The 15,669-nt window shown below is 73.8% G+C and carries 14 protein-coding genes; 3 read left to right on the top strand and 11 right to left on the bottom strand.

Features of this window, described 5'->3' with window-relative positions; translation table 11 throughout:
• Together WCD41_RS10470 and WCD41_RS10465 are read right to left on the bottom strand one after the other, a co-directional pair.
• The coding region (locus WCD41_RS10470; RefSeq protein ID WP_337713322.1) for an aldo/keto reductase at window positions 1-853 on the bottom strand (853 nt) is incomplete at its 3' end.
• A gap of 123 nt (window positions 854-976) precedes the next feature.
• Complete coding sequence (locus WCD41_RS10465) at window positions 977-1,906, bottom strand: NAD-dependent epimerase/dehydratase family protein (RefSeq protein WP_337713321.1); 930 nt, start codon at window positions 1,904-1,906, stop codon at window positions 977-979.
• 40 nt (window positions 1,907-1,946) lie between these two features.
• Between WCD41_RS10465 and cutA the strand changes: the two genes are divergently transcribed.
• Both cutA and WCD41_RS10455 read left to right on the top strand, forming a co-directional pair.
• Entirely contained in the window at window positions 1,947-2,291 is a 345-nt protein-coding gene (gene cutA, locus WCD41_RS10460) for a divalent-cation tolerance protein CutA (protein WP_337713320.1), read from the top strand.
• A gap of 49 nt (window positions 2,292-2,340) precedes the next feature.
• A complete protein-coding gene (locus WCD41_RS10455; RefSeq protein ID WP_337713319.1) occupies window positions 2,341-3,546 on the top strand; it encodes an MFS transporter in 1,206 nt (401 codons plus the stop codon).
• 25 nt (window positions 3,547-3,571) lie between these two features.
• Here WCD41_RS10455 and dnaB read toward each other — a convergent pair whose 3' ends face one another.
• From dnaB to WCD41_RS10410, 9 genes are all read right to left on the bottom strand, one after another.
• Window positions 3,572-6,172 carry a replicative DNA helicase gene (dnaB, locus tag WCD41_RS10450; protein ID WP_373695101.1) on the bottom strand — a complete coding sequence of 867 codons (2,601 nt, stop codon included), beginning with the start codon at window positions 6,170-6,172 and terminating at the stop codon, window positions 3,572-3,574.
• A gap of 569 nt (window positions 6,173-6,741) precedes the next feature.
• Window positions 6,742-7,191 (bottom strand): 50S ribosomal protein L9, encoded by a 450-nt coding sequence (gene rplI / locus WCD41_RS10445; protein WP_337713318.1) that lies wholly within the window; start codon window positions 7,189-7,191, stop codon window positions 6,742-6,744.
• 11 nt (window positions 7,192-7,202) lie between these two features.
• Complete coding sequence (gene rpsR, locus WCD41_RS10440) at window positions 7,203-7,439, bottom strand: 30S ribosomal protein S18 (protein WP_337713317.1); 237 nt, start codon at window positions 7,437-7,439, stop codon at window positions 7,203-7,205.
• Window positions 7,440-7,478: 39 nt separating this feature from the next.
• On the bottom strand, window positions 7,479-8,027 hold the full coding sequence (locus WCD41_RS10435; protein ID WP_337713316.1) for a single-stranded DNA-binding protein: 549 nt from the start codon (window positions 8,025-8,027) through the stop codon (window positions 7,479-7,481).
• Window positions 8,027-8,353, bottom strand: coding sequence for a 30S ribosomal protein S6 (gene rpsF, locus WCD41_RS10430; RefSeq protein WP_444876298.1), 327 nt, complete (start codon window positions 8,351-8,353; stop codon window positions 8,027-8,029). The genes WCD41_RS10435 and rpsF overlap by 1 nt, the downstream gene beginning before the upstream one ends.
• Before the next feature lie 176 nt (window positions 8,354-8,529).
• The gene (locus tag WCD41_RS10425) at window positions 8,530-9,543 is read right to left on the bottom strand and encodes a hypothetical protein (RefSeq protein WP_337713314.1); all 1,014 of its coding nucleotides are present in this window, start codon (window positions 9,541-9,543) and stop codon (window positions 8,530-8,532) included.
• 169 nt (window positions 9,544-9,712) lie between these two features.
• Window positions 9,713-11,344 (bottom strand): glycosyltransferase family 87 protein, encoded by a 1,632-nt coding sequence (locus WCD41_RS10420; RefSeq protein WP_337713313.1) that lies wholly within the window; start codon window positions 11,342-11,344, stop codon window positions 9,713-9,715.
• Between the two features lie 36 nt (window positions 11,345-11,380).
• Window positions 11,381-14,011 carry a transglycosylase domain-containing protein gene (locus WCD41_RS10415; protein ID WP_337713312.1) on the bottom strand — a complete coding sequence of 877 codons (2,631 nt, stop codon included), beginning with the start codon at window positions 14,009-14,011 and terminating at the stop codon, window positions 11,381-11,383.
• A gap of 352 nt (window positions 14,012-14,363) precedes the next feature.
• Window positions 14,364-14,771: a DUF5318 family protein gene (locus WCD41_RS10410; protein WP_337713311.1), complete on the bottom strand. Its 408-nt coding sequence runs from the start codon at window positions 14,769-14,771 to the stop codon at window positions 14,364-14,366.
• A gap of 199 nt (window positions 14,772-14,970) precedes the next feature.
• On the opposite strand from WCD41_RS10410, the gene WCD41_RS10405 reads away from it, so the two are divergent.
• On the top strand, window positions 14,971-15,642 hold the full coding sequence (locus tag WCD41_RS10405) for a PadR family transcriptional regulator (RefSeq protein ID WP_337713310.1): 672 nt from the start codon (window positions 14,971-14,973) through the stop codon (window positions 15,640-15,642).
• The last annotated feature ends 27 nt before the right edge of the window (window positions 15,643-15,669 follow it).

Below are 15,669 nucleotides of genomic sequence, written 5' to 3'. Positions count from 1 at the left end.
CCACGGTCTCGCGGTCGAGCTCCAGCGACGCGGCGCCGCAGTTCTCCTCGAGGTGCTCGAGCGAGCTCGTGCCCGGGATCGGGAGCATCACCGAGCTGCGCTGCAGCAGCCAGGCGAGCGCCACCTGGGCCGGCGTCGCCCCGAACTTCTCGGCGGCGCGCTCGGCGGCGTTGCCCGGCTCGGCGAGCTTGCCCGCGTCGGCGGGGGCCCACGGGATGAACCCGATGCCGTGCTCGGTGCAGTGGCGCAGGACGTCGTCGGACGAGCGGTCGACGAGGTTGTAGCGGTTCTGCACGGACGCCACGTCGACGATCCTGCCGGCGGCCTCGATCTCGGCGACGGACACCTGGCTCAGGCCGACCTCGCGCACCTTGCCCTCGCGCTGCAGGTCGGCGAGCAGCCCGAACTGCTCGTCGGCGGCCACGTGCGGGTCGACGCGGTGGAGCTGGAAGAGGTCGAGCGTCTCCACGCCGAGGCGGCGCAGGCTCATCTCGGCCTCCTGGCGCAGGTAGTCCGGGCGCCCGCAGGGAATCCACTTGTTCGGCCCCGTGCGCAGCAGGCCGGCCTTCGTCGCGACGGTCACCCCGCGGTAGGGGTAGAGCGCGTCGCGGATGAGCTCCTCGCTCACGTACGGGCCGTACGAGTCGGCCGTGTCGATGAAGTCCACGCCGAGGTCGACCGCGCGCCGCAGCACGGCGAGGGCGTTGTCCGCGTCCTTCGGCGGACCCCAGATGCCCTCGCCCGTCAGGCGCATCGCGCCGTACCCGAGGCGACGGACCTTCAGGTCCGCGCCCAGGGTGAACTGTCCCGAGGCGGCGACGACGCCGCCCCCGACCTCGCTGTCGTCGGTCATCTGCTCACTCTCTCCCGGCCGTGTCAGGTTCAGCCGTGCCATCCAGCCTGGCATCCCCGGCCGACCAGCGACGTCGGGCGTGTCCCATCTCCCACCGGACCCTCCCGCACGTCCCCGAAAGGCTTACCCGCGGGGCATCCAGCGCGCCGTGAGCGCCAGCCCGTCGGCGATGCCCCGCGGCGCGGCCCCGAGGGCGCGGGCGCCGTCGTCGCGCACCCGGTACCCCCCGAGACGGCCGTACACGACCGACCGGTCGGCGAACGGCGGGGCGTCGGGGCCGAGCTCGCTGCCGCCGGGCAGCGCCCGGACCCGGTGGGGGCTGCCGGCGAGCTCGCAGTAGGTGTCGAGGACCTCGGGGAACGACGCGATCTCCCCGCAGAGCACGTAGCGCCGGCCCGTCCGGCCGTGGGTGAACGCCAGCAGCTGTCCCGCCGCGACGTCCTCCGCGAGCGTCCAGCCGACGCGGGTGTCGACGATGTCGCCGACCTCGCCGCGGGCGGCGGCGGCGAAGAGCTGGTTGTAGCTCAGCGGGCCCCGGGGCGACGGGCCGTACACGTTGACGACGGTCGCGACCACGGCGTCCAGCCCGTCCTCCGCGACGGCGTCGAGGACGACCGCCTCCGCCTCGGCCTTCGTGAGGGAGTAGGTGTCGGTGAGGGCCGTGCCACCCGCGGCGTCCTCGTCGACGACACAGCCGGGCCCGTCGGGGTCGGGGACGCAGACGGCCGCGCTCGTCGAGGTGTGGACGAGCCGCACCCCCGCACGTCGCGCCGCGTCGACGACACGGCGGGTGCCGCCGACGTTGAGCTCTCGCGCCTCCGGCCCCGGCGCCCCGACCGCCGCGGCGAGGTGGAACACGCCCTCGCAGCCGTCGATGGCCCGGGCCAGCGAGTCGGCGTCGGCGAGGTCGGCGGCCACCCGTTCGACGCCGTCGGGGAGGACGTCGGCGCGCGACGGGTCGCGGACCACCGCCCGGACCGGGTGGCCCTGCTCGTGCAGGTACGCCGCGACGGCCGACCCGACGAAGCCCGTGGCGCCGGTGACGAGGAGCATCGGCGCATCGTGGCACGACCGCCGTCGACGGGGAGGTCCCATGGCTGCCGAGACGACCGCGCGCGTCGTGCTCACCACCACCGACTCCGCCGAGGACGCCGAGCGCCTGGCCCGCGTGCTGGTCGACGCGCACCTCGCGGCGTGCGTGCAGATCTCCGGGCCGGTGCGCAGTGTGTTCCGCTGGGAGGGCGCGGTGTCGGTGGAGGCGGAGTGGCAGCTCTGGCTCAAGACCGACGCCGCCCGCGTCGACGACCTCAGCGCCCGCCTCGTCGACGAGCACACCTACGACGTGCCCGAGGTGCTCGTGCTGCCGGTCGTCGGAGGACACGGGCCGTATCTGGCGTGGGTGACAGAGGAGACGGAGCCTGCGGAGCTCGACCAGTGACACAGGAGACGCAGCGGGAGAGCCCTCCAGACAGTTAGCCTCGGCAACGATGTCGACGTCGGTGGAGCTCGCGCATCCGGCGGCCCTGCGCCGCGGGCAGCCCGGCTTCCGCCCTGTCGCCGTCGGGCTGTTCTTCGCGGGCTTCACGACGTTCGCGCTGCTCTACGCCACCCAGCCGCTGCTGCCCGCGCTCGTCGACGCCTACGGCATCACCCCCGGCACGGCGTCGCTCTCGATCTCGGTGACGACGGCCGGGCTCGCCGTCGGCGTGATCCCGGCCAGCGCGCTCTCGGAACGCTGGGGCCGCCGCCCCGTGATGGTCGCCTCGCTGGCGGCGGCGGTGGTGTTCGGCCTCTTGGCGGCCGTCGTCCCCGGCTTCGTCCCGCTGCTCGTCCTGCGCGGGCTCGAGGGCCTGGCGCTCGCCGGGCTGCCCGCCGTCGGGATGGCCTACCTCGCCGACGAGATCGACGGTGCGCACCTCGGCGGCGCGATGGGCCTCTACATCGCCGGCAACTCGGTGGGCGGCTTCGGGGGCCGGATCGTCGTCAGCACGATCGCGGACCTGACCGGCTCCTGGCGCTGGGCGCTCGGAGGGATCGCGCTGCTCTCGGGCGTGTGCCTGCTCGTGTTCGCCCTGGTGCTGCCCGCGTCGCGGCGGTTCCGTCCGAGACCCGTCGGGGTGGGCGAACTCGTCGCGTCGGCCCGGGTGCACCTCGCCGATCCGGTGATGCGCCGCCTCTACGCCGTCGGCCTGCTCGTCATGGGCGTGTTCGTGTGCGCCTACAACTATGTGACGTTCGTGCTGCTCGGCCCGCCGTTCCGCCTGCCCGCCCTCGTCGTCGGGTTCGTGTTCGTGCTCTACGCGGTCGGGACGGCCACCTCGACCCGTGCGGGTCGCCTTGCCGACCGGCTCGGGGCCCGTCCCGTGCTCCTGGGCTCGGCCGGCGTGGCGGCCGTCGGGGCGGTGGCGATGCTCGCGCCGTCGGTGGGCGTGGTCGTGGCGGGGCTGGCGCTGCTGACGGTCGGCTTCTTCGCCGCCCACACCGTCGCGAGCGCATGGGTCGGCCGGCGCGCCGAGCACGGCCGGGCCGTGGCGTCGGGGCTCTACCTCGGCGCGTACTACGTCGGGTCCTCGGTGGGCGGGACGCTCGGGGGCGTGGCCTACGGCCTCGCGGGCTGGCCCGCGACCGTGGGGTTCATGGTGCTGCTCCTGACCCTCGCCGCCGCCGTGGTGCGCCCCTTGCGCCCCGCCTGAGGCGCACGCGGCGGCATCGCGGACCTCAGCCCCTGGCGATGTCGCTGAACCGGCTGTAGTGCAGCTGGTGGGCCACGGTGATGGTCGCCGTGGGGCCGTTGCGGTGCTTGGCGAGGATCAGGTCGGCCTCGCCGGCCCGGGGGTCGTCGCGCTCGAAGGCGTCGGGACGGCTGATGAGCATGACCATGTCCGCGTCCTGCTCCAGCGACCCGGACTCACGGAGGTCGGAGAGCATCGGCTTCTTGTCGGTGCGCTGCTCGGGACCGCGGTTGAGCTGGCTGATCGCGACCAGCGGCACCTCGAGCTCCTTGGCCAGCAGCTTGAGCTGACGGGAGAACTCCGAGACCTCCTGCTGGCGGGACTCGACCTTCTTGCCCGAGGTCATCAGCTGCATGTAGTCGAGGATGATCAGCTTGAGGTCGTGGCGCTGCTTGAGCCGCCGTGCCTTCGCGCGGATCTCCATGATCGTCATGTTGGGCGAGTCGTCGATGAACAGCGGCGCCTCGCTGATCTCGCTCATGCGCCGGGCCAGCCGCGTCCAGTCGTCGTCGGTCATCGTGCCGGCGCGCATGTCCGCCAGACGGATCTTCGCCTCGGCGGAGAGCAGGCGCATGACGATCTCGGTGCGACTCATCTCCAGCGAGAAGAACGCCGAGGTCAGACCGTGCTTGACGCTGGCCGAGCGGGCGAAGTCCATGCCGAGCGTCGAGTTGTGGGTCGGCACCATCGATCGACCCGCGAGGTAGAGGTGGTCGGCGTTGTCGACCTCGACGCAGCGCACCGCCACGGAAGGCACCGGCCGGACGTCGACGATGTAGCGCAGGCCGGTGCGGGTGGCGTCGGTCGCCCCCTGGCGCTCCTTGTGGGCGAGGCGCTTGCGCTCGAGCCGGAAGACGGTCTGCGTGGTGGAGAAGGTGACGAGGTAGGCCGTGCTCGACTCGTCGGTGCGACCGTTCACCTTCTTGGTGACGGTCGAGCACCGGAGACCCAGACTCGCGACGAGCTCGGCGAAGTCGGACGCCAGGCGGGCGCTCGTCACGGCGAACTGCACCACCCCGGTCGGCAGCACCGTGCCGTCGGTGTCGAGCAGACCGGCGAGCAGGGAGCGGCGCTGCGCCTCGGATCCGCGCAGGTACTGCGTCGGGATGTGCTTGTCGCCGAGCACGCCGAGGGTCCGCAGGCGCGCCTGCACCGTCCCGTGGCGATCGCGGCACGCCTGGCAGCGGACGAGCCCGCACGACGGGCCGCCGCAGTCCGGGCAACGTGGGGGCGGAACAGGGGCGGAGAGGAAGCGGGCCTTCCCGCCGCACGAGCGCCCGCACGTGCGGACCTCTGACGTCGCGGGCAGGAACTCGGTCCCGCAGACCGCGCAGGAGCGCACGCTGGGTGTCGGGTCGGCCGGCAGCCGCAGACCGTAGCGCATGGGGGCACCGAGGGCGGGCGCCTCGAGTCCCTCGGCCTCGACGTGGGCGGCGATCTCCGGGTCGGCGCTGGTGAAGGACGCCGAGGCGGACGTGCCGTCTCCCAACCACACCCCGAGGGCATAGGGAGGGACCAGCAGGTCGCGCTCGGGGAGCTCGAGCGGCTGGGCGGCCCGCACCGAGTGGTTGACGCGACGATCGGCGGTCGCGCACCGCAGGGTCGAGGCGATCTCCGCGGTGGTGCGCACCTGGGCCGTGACGGACGCCGACCGCCGCGACGCCCGCGTGTCGGTGAGCCACTGGTGCGCCTCGTCGGCCACGAGCACCGTGCCGTCGGAGAACTCGACCTCGTAGCACGGTCGGTCGTCCATGACCTCCGTGGCCGCGACCACCCGGGTCGGCCGGCCCGTCGCGTCGATCAGGAGATCGCCCACGGCGACCTCGCCCATCGTCGTCCACCCCTCGGGAGTGGCGAGCGGGGTGTCGAGCGCGAGGGCCTTCCCGATGCCGGGCCTGGCGGCCACGATGATCATCTGGCCGGCGTGCAGGCCGTTGGTGACGTCGTCGAGGTCGGTGAAGCCGGTGGGCACGCCGAACGAGACGCCGCCGCGTGAGGCGATGGCGTCGATCTCGTCCATCGTGGGCTGCAGGACGTCCTCGAGGGCCACGTAGTCCTCGGTGACGCGGCGGTCGGTGACCTCGTAGACGGCGGCTTGGGCGCGGTCGACGATGTCGTCGGTGTCCGAGCCCTCGGCACCGTGGTAGCCGAGCTGGACGATGCGCGTGCCCGCCTCGACGAGGCGGCGCAGGATCGCGCGGTCGGCCACGATCTCGGCGTAGTAGCCGGCGTTGGCGGCCGTCGGCACCGTCGCGATGAGCGTGTGCAGGTACGGCGCGCCGCCGATCCGCAGCAGCTCGCCGCGCTTCTCGAGCTCGGCCGAGACCGTCACGGGGTCGGCGGGCTCGCCGCGGCCGTAGAGGTCGAGCACGCACTCGTAGACCGTCTGGTGGGCCGGACGGTAGAAGTCGTCCGGCTTGAGCATCTCGACGACGTCGGCGATCGCGTCCTTGGACAGCAGGATCGCGCCGAGCACCGACTGCTCCGCGGGGAGGTCCTGCGGCGGCTGCCGGTCGAACTCGGGCGTCGAGGCACCCGGCCGGTCCTGACCTCGCCCGGACGTCCCCCGGTCGTCCAGCACCGCCACGACGGTCACTCCCTCTGCTCGCCCGGACACCGCTCCGACGACCGACGGCCGTCGAACACCAGTTCTAGCAGCGCCCACCGACACTCCGGCGGGTCCCGCACGCGGCGGAGCCCGACGGCAGCCGTCGCGACCGCGTCCCGGGCACGCTAGGTCCCCCGCCGCGAAGGCCCAACCCGCCCCTGGGGATGGCCTGGGGACAGACCCGGGATCGGTCCACCGAGCACACCCCTGAGGTGGGCACACACCTGGGGACAACCTGTTGGCAACCGCTCCCCACCGAGCATCGGTGCTGATCACGGGCCTGTGCGCACTGTGGACAACAAGTGGATGAACCGCGTACGGCGCGTCGCTCGGGGGCGTGTCGTCGGCGTGTTCGTCCGCTCGCGGGGCGTGGCGAGCCGAGCGGCGGGCCGTGCTCGCCGGGCGGGTGAGCGGTGATCCACAGGTTCATGATCGGAGTGGCGTCACGGACACTGAACGTCTGCGGCGCCACGCCGCTGACACGACACGCCGATCTACCGACACGCCGAGGTGCACGGTGGGGCCCGACGTGGGGTGCTGCGCGGCGGTCAGGCGCCCTGGACGTCCAGGGGCAGGTCGACCGCGACGTCCGGGTGCAGCCGGACGGTGACCGAGTGGTCGCCGGTCGATTTGATGTGCCCGGTGATGTCGATGAACCGCTTGTCGAGGTTCGGGCCGCCCTGCGAGCGGACCGCGGCCACGACGTCGGCCGGGGTGACCGAGCCGAAGAGGCGCCCGCCCTGGCCGGCCTTGCCGGTGACCGTGACGGTGCCGAGGCCCTGGATCTGCCCGGCGACCTCCTTGGCGTGGTCGAGGTCGCGGATCCGCTTGCCCTCCTGGGTGCGGCGGATCGTCTCGACCTGCTTCTGCGCGCCACGGCTGGCGACGATGGCCAGCCCGCGGGGCAGCAGGAAGTTGCGGCCGTAGCCGTCCTTGACCTCGACGTTGTCGCCGGGGCCCCCGAGGTTGGGGACGTCGGCGGTGAGGATGAGCTTCATGTCGTCCTCCCTCAGCGCGCGGTCGAGGTGTAGGGCAGCAGGGCCATCTCGCGGGAGTTCTTCACCGCGACCGCCACGTCGCGCTGGTGCTGCGAGCAGTTGCCCGACACCCGGCGCGCGCGGATCTTGCCGCGGTCGGAGATGTACTTCCGCAGGAGGTTGGTGTCCTTGTAGTCGATCTCTTGGTTCTTGTCCTTGCAGAAGGTGCAGACCTTCTTCTTCGGCTTCCGCACCGGCGGCTTCGCCATGGTGTTCCTTCTCCTGAGCAGAACTGGGATGAGTGAGTCTTAGAAGGGGGGCTCGTCGTCGTAGCCGCCACCGCCGCCGCCGGAGGAGCCGGCCGCCGGGGCCGAGGCCCACGGGTCGTCGGACCCGCCGTAGCCACCGCCGCCGCCGGAACCACCGGAGCCGCCGTAGCCACCGCCCCCGTTGCCGCCGCCACCGCCGTAGCCGCCGCCACCGCCGCCCCCACGGGAGGCCTTGGTGACCGACGCCGTGGCGTAGCGCAGCGAGGGGCCGATCTCGTCGACCTCGAGCTCGATGACGGTGCGCTTCTCGCCCTCACGGGTCTCGAAGGAGCGCTGCTTGAGACGGCCCTGCACGATCACGCGCGCGCCGCGCGTCAGCGTCTCGGCGACGTTCTCCGCCGCCTGCCGCCAGATGTTGCAGCGCAGGAAGAGCGCCTCGCCGTCCTTCCACTCGCCGCTCTGGCGGTCGAAGGTGCGTGGCGTCGACGCGACCGTGAAGTTGGCGACGGCGGCACCGGACGGCGTGAACCGCAGCTCCGGGTCGGCGGTGAGGTTGCCGACCACGGTGATGACCGTGTCGCCGGCCATCAGTTCGCCTTGCCCCGCCGCCCGGCGAAGGCGGGATCGCGGCGCATGACCTTGGTCCGCAGGACGGACTCGTTCAGCGCGAGCTGCCGGTCCATCTCCTTGACCGTGGCGGGCTCGCAGTTGATGTCGAGGACGGCGTAGATGCCCTCGGCGTGCTTGTCGATCTCGTAGGAGAGACGGCGACGGCCCCACACCTCGACGTTCTCGACGGTGCCGCCATCGTTGCGGACCACGTTGAGGAACGTCTCGAGGGACGGGGCGACGGTGCGCTCGTCGAGGCTCGGCTCGAGGATCACGACCAGTTCGTAGTGGCGCACGAGAACCACTCACCTCCTATGGGCTCGGCGGCCACGGACGTTCCGTGGCAGGAGGGTCTCGGGAGGACCAGATTACCAACCGGCGTGCGGCGTCCCGTCGAGGCCCTACCAGGTCCGACGCAGCAGAACGCCCCACGGTTCCGTGCGGTTCGCGCGGACCGTGGGGCGCTCGGTGCCGGTGGCCGTCAGGCGGGGACGGGCGTCCGTCCGGACGTGGTCGCGGCGGCGACCGCGGTCTCGTCGTCCTGGTCGTCCTCGGCCTCGTCGGTGTCGGCGGGGTCGGCGGGGTCGGCGGGGTCGGCGGTGTCGGCCTCGTCAGCCGGGTCGAGGGCCTCGTCGGCCGGCTCCGCCGTCGGGGCGGCCGAGCCGGTCACGGCGCCGGCACCCGTCGCGCTCGCGGCCGGCGCGACGCCGAGCACGATCCGCCGCACGGCGAACGCCGCGACACCGGAGAGGGCGAGGACCGCGATCAGGGCCGGCACGCCCACGCCGCCGTCGGCCAGCCCGTCGACGGGCAGGGCCTGGACCTGGCTCGCGGTGGTCACCGCGCTGGCCGGGTCGTAGCCGAGGTAGGCCGGGGCCCCGGCGCGCAGGCCGGGGAAGGCCGAACCGAGCAGCATCCTCGGGTCGTAGGCCGCCACGCCCGGCGCCGGGCCGCTGGCCGAGCGCAGGAAGGACGAGGGGAGCGTGCCGAACGCCGGCGCGAAGGCGGGCGCGGCCGCGGCGGCCTGCTGCGGCGTCAGCGTCGGCACGGCGGCCGCGGCCGGCGTGGGCAGGGCGCGCGCCTGCGTCGTCGGGTCGGCGGCCCGCGGCTGCGGATCGAGCACGGCGCCGGTGCTGCGGCTCAGCTGGTCGGTGGCCTGGCGCAGCGGCGGCGCTGCCTGGGCGACCCCGCCCACGACGGGCTCGACGACCTGCACCTGCACGCGGCAGAGGAGCCCACCGATCCCGCCGACGACCTGGCTGATCGGGTCCATCCCGGTGCGCACCTCGCGCTCGAACGGGAGACCGAGCTCGGGGATGACCTTGACGGTCTGGCCCGGCTCGGCGCGCACGGTCTGCCCGCAGCGCGCCTCGACGATGTCGTCGTCGGCGGCCGGGGCGGCGAGCGCGGACCCGGCACCGAGGAGGAGCGAACCCGTCACCAGACCACCGGCGAGGACGGCCGTGAGGAGGCGGCGGGGAGCACGCAGCGCCATGAAGGGACCTTTCTCCGAATGCCCGGGGAGTGCCGGCCGACCCCACGGGGGAGCGGGCCGACCGGCGGCACGAAGTGACCAACGAGTAGGTCGCCCGGTGGTGACGCCCAGCCTCACCCGTGCGCCGCAGCCGTCGCCCAGCGACACGCCCGCACCGGCGGACACGACCTCAACGAGGGACTCCAGCCCGTTCCCGACGACGTAGCGGGCGGGCCAGGAGCTCGATCACCGCGTCGGCGCGTGCGAGCCGGCGGGCGTCGTCCGGCGCCCCGTCGAGCACCCCGCCGTCGGGGTCGTCGAGCCCCCGCGAGAACGACGGGTCCCGCGGCGTCCGGACGGGGTCGAGCTCGGGGCGCAGCACCGAGCGGACGACGAGGGCCGCGAGGACGAGGACGACGACGTCGCGGACCACGACCGCCCCGTAGAACCAGGGCGCGGGCAGGCCCTTGGCGTCGGTGCCCAGGTAGTAGTACATCCGCGGTGCCCACAGCAGCGCGTCGACCAGCATCCACGCGAGCAGCGGGCGCCAGCGCGGGTAGGCGAGGACGGCCAGCGGCACGAGCCACAGCGAGTACTGCGGGCTCCAGACCTTGTTGGTCAGCAGGAACGCGACGATGACGAGGAACGCGATCGCCGCGAAGCGGGGCCGGCGTGGCGCCCGCACCACGAGGACGCCGATGGCCAGGCAGCACACCACGAACAGCACGGCGCTCACCGCGTTGAGCACCGACGGCGGCTGGCCGGGGGCGAGCGGGCCGTCGAACCCGCTCCAGCCGGTGAAGCCGGCGACGACGTTGTAGAGCGAGTCCGGGTCGGCGCCGCGCTGGCCGTTGAGCCGGAAGAACTCCCACCACCCCGCGGGCGCCAGCAGCGCCACCGGGAGGTTGATCGCCGACCAGGTGAGCACCCCGGCCGCCGTCGCCTGCGCCCAGGGCCGCAGCCGCCCCGCCCGCAGGCACAGCAGCAGCAGCGGGAAGAGCAGGAACAGCGGGTAGAGCTTGGCGGCGGCGCCGACGCCGAGGACCACCCCGGCGAGCACCGGTCGTCGGCGCGCCCAGGCGAGCATCCCGAGCGTCGCCGCGGCCACGGCGAGGGTGTCGAAGTTGGTGAACGCGTGCACCGCGACCAGCGGCGACACGGCGGCGAGGGCGGCGTCCCAGGGACGCCCGGGTCGCAGGCGCACCAGCGCCCACACCGTGACGATCCACGCGAGCGCGAGCCAGAGCACCGACAGGTCGAAGTAGACGACCACCGCCAGCCCGCCCGGCAGCAGCCCCGCGTCCGCGCCGGCGAGCCACGCGTCGGCGAGGCGCGCGTTGGCCCACTGGAAGAACCCCGTGAGCACCGGGTACTCCATGTAGCGGACCTGCTCGCTGCCGTCGTCGCGGCGGTCCACCCACGACGTCACGTAGGGCACGCCGCCGACGTCGAGCCGTTCTGCGGTGTAGAGCGGAACCGTGTCGGAGTAGCACATCGCCACGTACTGGCGGCCGTCACGCCAGTCGAGCTCGAGCCCGTTCTCCCCCGGGTACTGCTGCAGGCACGGGGCCTTGGCGAACCACGCGAGCGAGAGCACGACGACCGCGAGGAGCAGCACGACCCGCAACGGCGTGAGGAACCGCGCGCGTCCGGCGACGGCGTGCTCGCCGAGCGGCCCGCCGACCACCGTCGACAGCGACGCGACGAACGGGTCCTCCTGGGTGGGACGCACCCGCTGGTCGGGCCCGAGCGACGACGGGTCGTGGGTGCGGGCCCGTCCGGACGACCCGGTGGAGTCCGTCCGGGTGGGCGCGCCGGTCACGCCGTCCCCCCGGCGTCGCGGCCGTCAGCCGGCCGGTCAACCACCGAAGAGACCGCCCCCACCGCCACCGCCGCCGTCTCCACCACCGCCGCCGTCTCCACCGCCGCCGCCACCGTCGCCGCCGCCACCACCGCCGTCTCCGCCGCCGCCCTGGTCGCCGCCGCCCTGGTCGCCACCGCCGCCGCCTTGGCCCTGGTCACCGCCACCCTGGCCCTGGTCGCCGCCACCGCCGCCGTACTGGCCCTGGTCGCCGCCGTACTGGCCCTGGTCGCCGCCGTACTGCCCTTGGTCGCCGCCCTGCTGCGGGTTCTCCGGCGGGCAGGGCTGCCCCTCGACGCAGTTCTGCGGGGCGTTCGGGGGCGCGGTCGGGGTGGTCTGGGGCGGGGTGCCGATCGGACGGAAGTCCGAGAACTGCTCGACGGGGTCGCCGCGCAGGGCGTCGTTCATGTAGCCCTGCCAGATCTGGCCGGGCACACCGCGGCCGTAGATCGGCCGGCCCTCGCGGTTCTTGATCGGCGTGTTGTCGTCGGTGCCCACCCAGACCGCCGTCGACATCGACGGGGTGAACCCGACCGTCCAGGCGTCGTTGTTCTGGCCCTCGACCGAGGACTGGACGGTGCCGGTCTTGGCCCCGACCGGGCGCCCGCCGGAGAGCGGGATGCCGGAGTGGTCGGCCACCTGCAGCATCGACTCGGTGACGTTGCGGGCCAGCTGCTGGGTCATCCGCGTCTCGCCGGCCGGTGCGCCCGCGTCGAACAGGACGCGCCCGTCGGCGGTGGTGACGCGGCTGACGAGGTGCGGCCGGTGGTAGACGCCGTCGGCCGCGAACGTCGCGTACGCCGCGGCCATGTCGCCGGGGCGGACCTCGCGGTCACCGAGCGAGATGCCGCCGCTGGGGTTCGGCAGGTCGGCCGAGATGCCCGCCTGGTGGGCGGCGTCGGCCACGCGCTGCGGACCGACCTGCACGCCGAGCTGGTAGAAGACGGTGTTGATCGACTGCGTCATCGCGGTGCGCAGGTCGCAGTTGGCGCAGTTCTCGCCCTCGTTGTTGGCCACCTCGGTGCCCGCGATGGTCTGCGGGCTGGAGCCGTCGAACGTCGTCCCGAGGCCGATCGGCGAGGGGTTGCGCTGCAGCCCCGCGAGGAGCACGAACGGCTTGAACGACGACCCGGGCTGGCGCTGGGCCTGGGCGTAGTCGAACCCGGAGCCGTCCTCGCCGCCGTAGTAGGCGAGGACCGAGCCGGTGCGGGGGTCGACCGACACCAGCGCGGTGCGCAGGTTCTGCGGCTGCCCCCGGAGCTGGCGTTCCACCGACTCGACCGCCTGGTCCTGCAGGTCCGGGTCGATCGTCGTGGTGACCTGGAGCCCCTCCTGGTTCACCTGTTGCTCGGTGATGCCGTACGAGTTCAGCTCGTTGCGGACCGCCGAGACGATGTGCCCGCGGTCGTTGTCCGGGATGCCGCTGCGCCGCGGCTGGGGCGGGATCGCGTTCGGGAACGCCTGCCCGGCGCGTTCGGCGGCGGGCAGCCAGTTCTGGCTCACCATGCCGTCGAGCACGAAGTTCCAGCGCTGCTCGGACATCCCGCGGTCGACCGCGGGGTCCCAGCGCGACGGCGACTGGATCAGCCCGGCGAGCATCGCGCCCTCGGAGACCGAGAGCTGCGAGACGTCCTTGCCGAAGTACGCCTGGGACGCGGCCTGGATGCCGTAGGCGCCGCGGCCGAAGTAGATGGTGTTGAGGTAGTTGCCGAGGATCTCCTCCTTGCTCTGCTCCTGGGAGATCTTCGCCGCGATCACCACCTCGCGGTACTTGCGCCAGATCGAGTACTCGTCGCCGACCAGCGTGTTCTTGACGTACTGCTGGGTGATCGTCGACCCGCCGCCGCTGCCGCCGGTGGCCTGGAGCCACACGGCCCGCAGGATGCCGACGGGGTCGAAACCGAGGTTGGAGTAGAAGGAGCGGTCCTCGGCCGAGAGCACGGACTGCTGGACGTGCAGCGGCACCTGGGTGATCGGCACCTTGATCCGGTTGCCCTGCTCGGGCACGAGCGAGGCCAGCGAGGAGCCGTTGGCGTAGGAGATGGTCGCGAGCTGGTTGTTCGTCGCGTCGTCGGGCGTCGGGACCCGGAAGAAGATCCAGCCGACGGCGAACGCGAGCACCGGGCCGAGGATCAGCACGCCGAGCAGGACGTAGACGATGCGCCGGACGCGGCGCCCGCGGCGCTTGCCCGGGTCCGGCCCGGGCCGCTTGGGGCCACGCCCGCGCGGCGGCTCGCCGCCGCCGCCGTCGTCCCCACGGCCGGGACGCGTGCGCGCCGGCGCGACGGCGGTGCCGGAGAGCCCGCCCGCCGCCATGGCCGAGCGGGAGGTGGCCGAGGTGGCCGAGGAGGCCGAGGTGGCCCCCATCGCCCGCGTCCCGGTGCGTCCCTCGCCGTCGACACGGGTCGGCCGGCCGCTGTCGTGGGTCAGCAGGCGGGGCTCGCGCGTCGTCTCCCGCCCCTCGGGCGGGGTGACGGTGCCGACGGCGCTGCGTCGTGCGGCGGGCGCGCCGACAGCGGCGCCGTTGGAGACGGTGGGCGCGTCGGCGGGACCCCGGTCGGGGCGGTGGTCGGCGTGGTGGTCCGGGTGGTGGTCCGGGTGGTGGGTCGGGTTCTGCGACGGCGGCACGGGCCGCCAGCCGGGCGGGAGGCCGCCGTGCGGGCCGGGTCCGCCGGGCGGGGGGCCCTGCGGCGGACGTCCCTGCGGGTGGGGAGGCGGGGGACCCTGGGGTGGGCGGCCCTGCGGCGGGGCACCGGGCCCCGGCGGCCGACCGTTCGGACCGGGGGGCGGGCCCCCGTTGCGGTCGCCGCGCGGGCCGGACCGGGCCGGCGGTGCGGGCGGGGTGCCGCGATCGGGCGCGGAGGGTCGTGCGCCTCCGCGCTCCGTGCGCCGCTCGTCGTCCACCGATCGCCTCCCGATGCCGGGTGGTTCCCTCTTCAGGCCCGTGGGCGTTCCCGTTCGGTACCGGGTCCGACCGGCGTCAGGGGGAGGCGGTCCGGCGTCGCCGGCGTCCCCCTCCCGACGCATCGTCGGTTCCCAAGACGTATGACTGTACGAGGTGGTTCCACCGGCACGATCGGCAGACCTCCACGACGTGCACGGTGAACTCGCTGATCGCATCCGCCAGACGGCTGATCTCGTCGGCGGAACGAGCGGATCCGGCCGCGGCGCCGAGCCGTTCCCCGAAGATCCACATGACCTCGACGAGCGGGTCGCGGTGGCACAGCGGGCAGGTCCGGGTGGTGGGCCGACCGTGGTACGAGGCGGCCTGGAGCAGGTAGGTGCCGGCGTCACAGGCGTCGGCGGTGGCCACACGGCCCGCCGCGACGTCCGCCAGCGCCGCGCGGCGCTGGAGCGCGTAGTCGACCACCTGACGGACACCCGGCACGGACTCCAGCCTAGCCAAGCCCGCCCTCGGCGTCCCCCGCTCGCGGCGGGTCCCGGGGGCCGTCGCGGTGTGACGTGATCGCGGACGGCCGACGCCTGATGTATCGGTCCGATATGGTCGGGCACAAGGTCGTCGTGATCGCCACGACGGGCCGGTGATCGGGACGGGCGGTCCGGACGACACAGCGGGGGAGGTGGCCGTGCTCGAGCTCGCGGTGCTCGGCCTGCTCCACGAGGCGCCGATGCACGGCTACCAGCTGCGCAAGCAGCTGCATGCCCGCCTCGGCACCTTCCGGGCCTTCTCCTGGGGGTCGCTCTACCCGACGTTGCGCAGGCTGCAGCGCGCCGGCCTCATCGCCGAGACCACCGACACCACGGCGGGCGAGGCCGACGACGAGGGCGCCGAGACCGCTGCGTCCTCCCGGTCGCGGTCGGCGTCGCGGAGCTCCTGGGGCTCGAAGTCCAAGACGCGGCGCGGGCGGCGGGTGTTCGAGCTAACGGCCGAGGGCAAGGACCGGTTCGACGAGCTCCTCGGCGAGGTCGGGCCCCAGGCCTGGGACGACGAGAGCTTCGGCATCCACCTGGCCTTCTTCTCGCGGACCCCGGTCGAGGTGCGGATGCGCATCCTCGAGGGACGACGCCGGCAGGTCGAGGAACGCCGCGAGGGCCTCCGATCGACGGTCTCCCGGGCGGGCGAGCAGATCGACCACTACACGCGCGAGCTGCACCGGATCGGTCTCGAGTCCACCGAGCGCGAGGTCCGCTGGCTCAACGAGCTGATCGCGGCCGAGCGCGGCGAGAGCCCCACCCCGTCCACCTCCCCCGACGACGAGCCGGGCGCCGACGCCCGCCCGTCCCCGCACGGCGCCTGAGCCCCAGGTCCGTCCGTCACCCGTCAC

This window comes from Actinomycetospora aeridis (assembly GCF_037400275.1).
In the GTDB taxonomy this organism is placed as follows: Bacteria; Actinomycetota; Actinomycetes; order Mycobacteriales; family Pseudonocardiaceae; genus Actinomycetospora; species Actinomycetospora aeridis.
The sequence above is the reverse complement of the archived record's forward strand: the minus strand, read 5'-3'. Positions and strand labels throughout refer to the sequence as shown.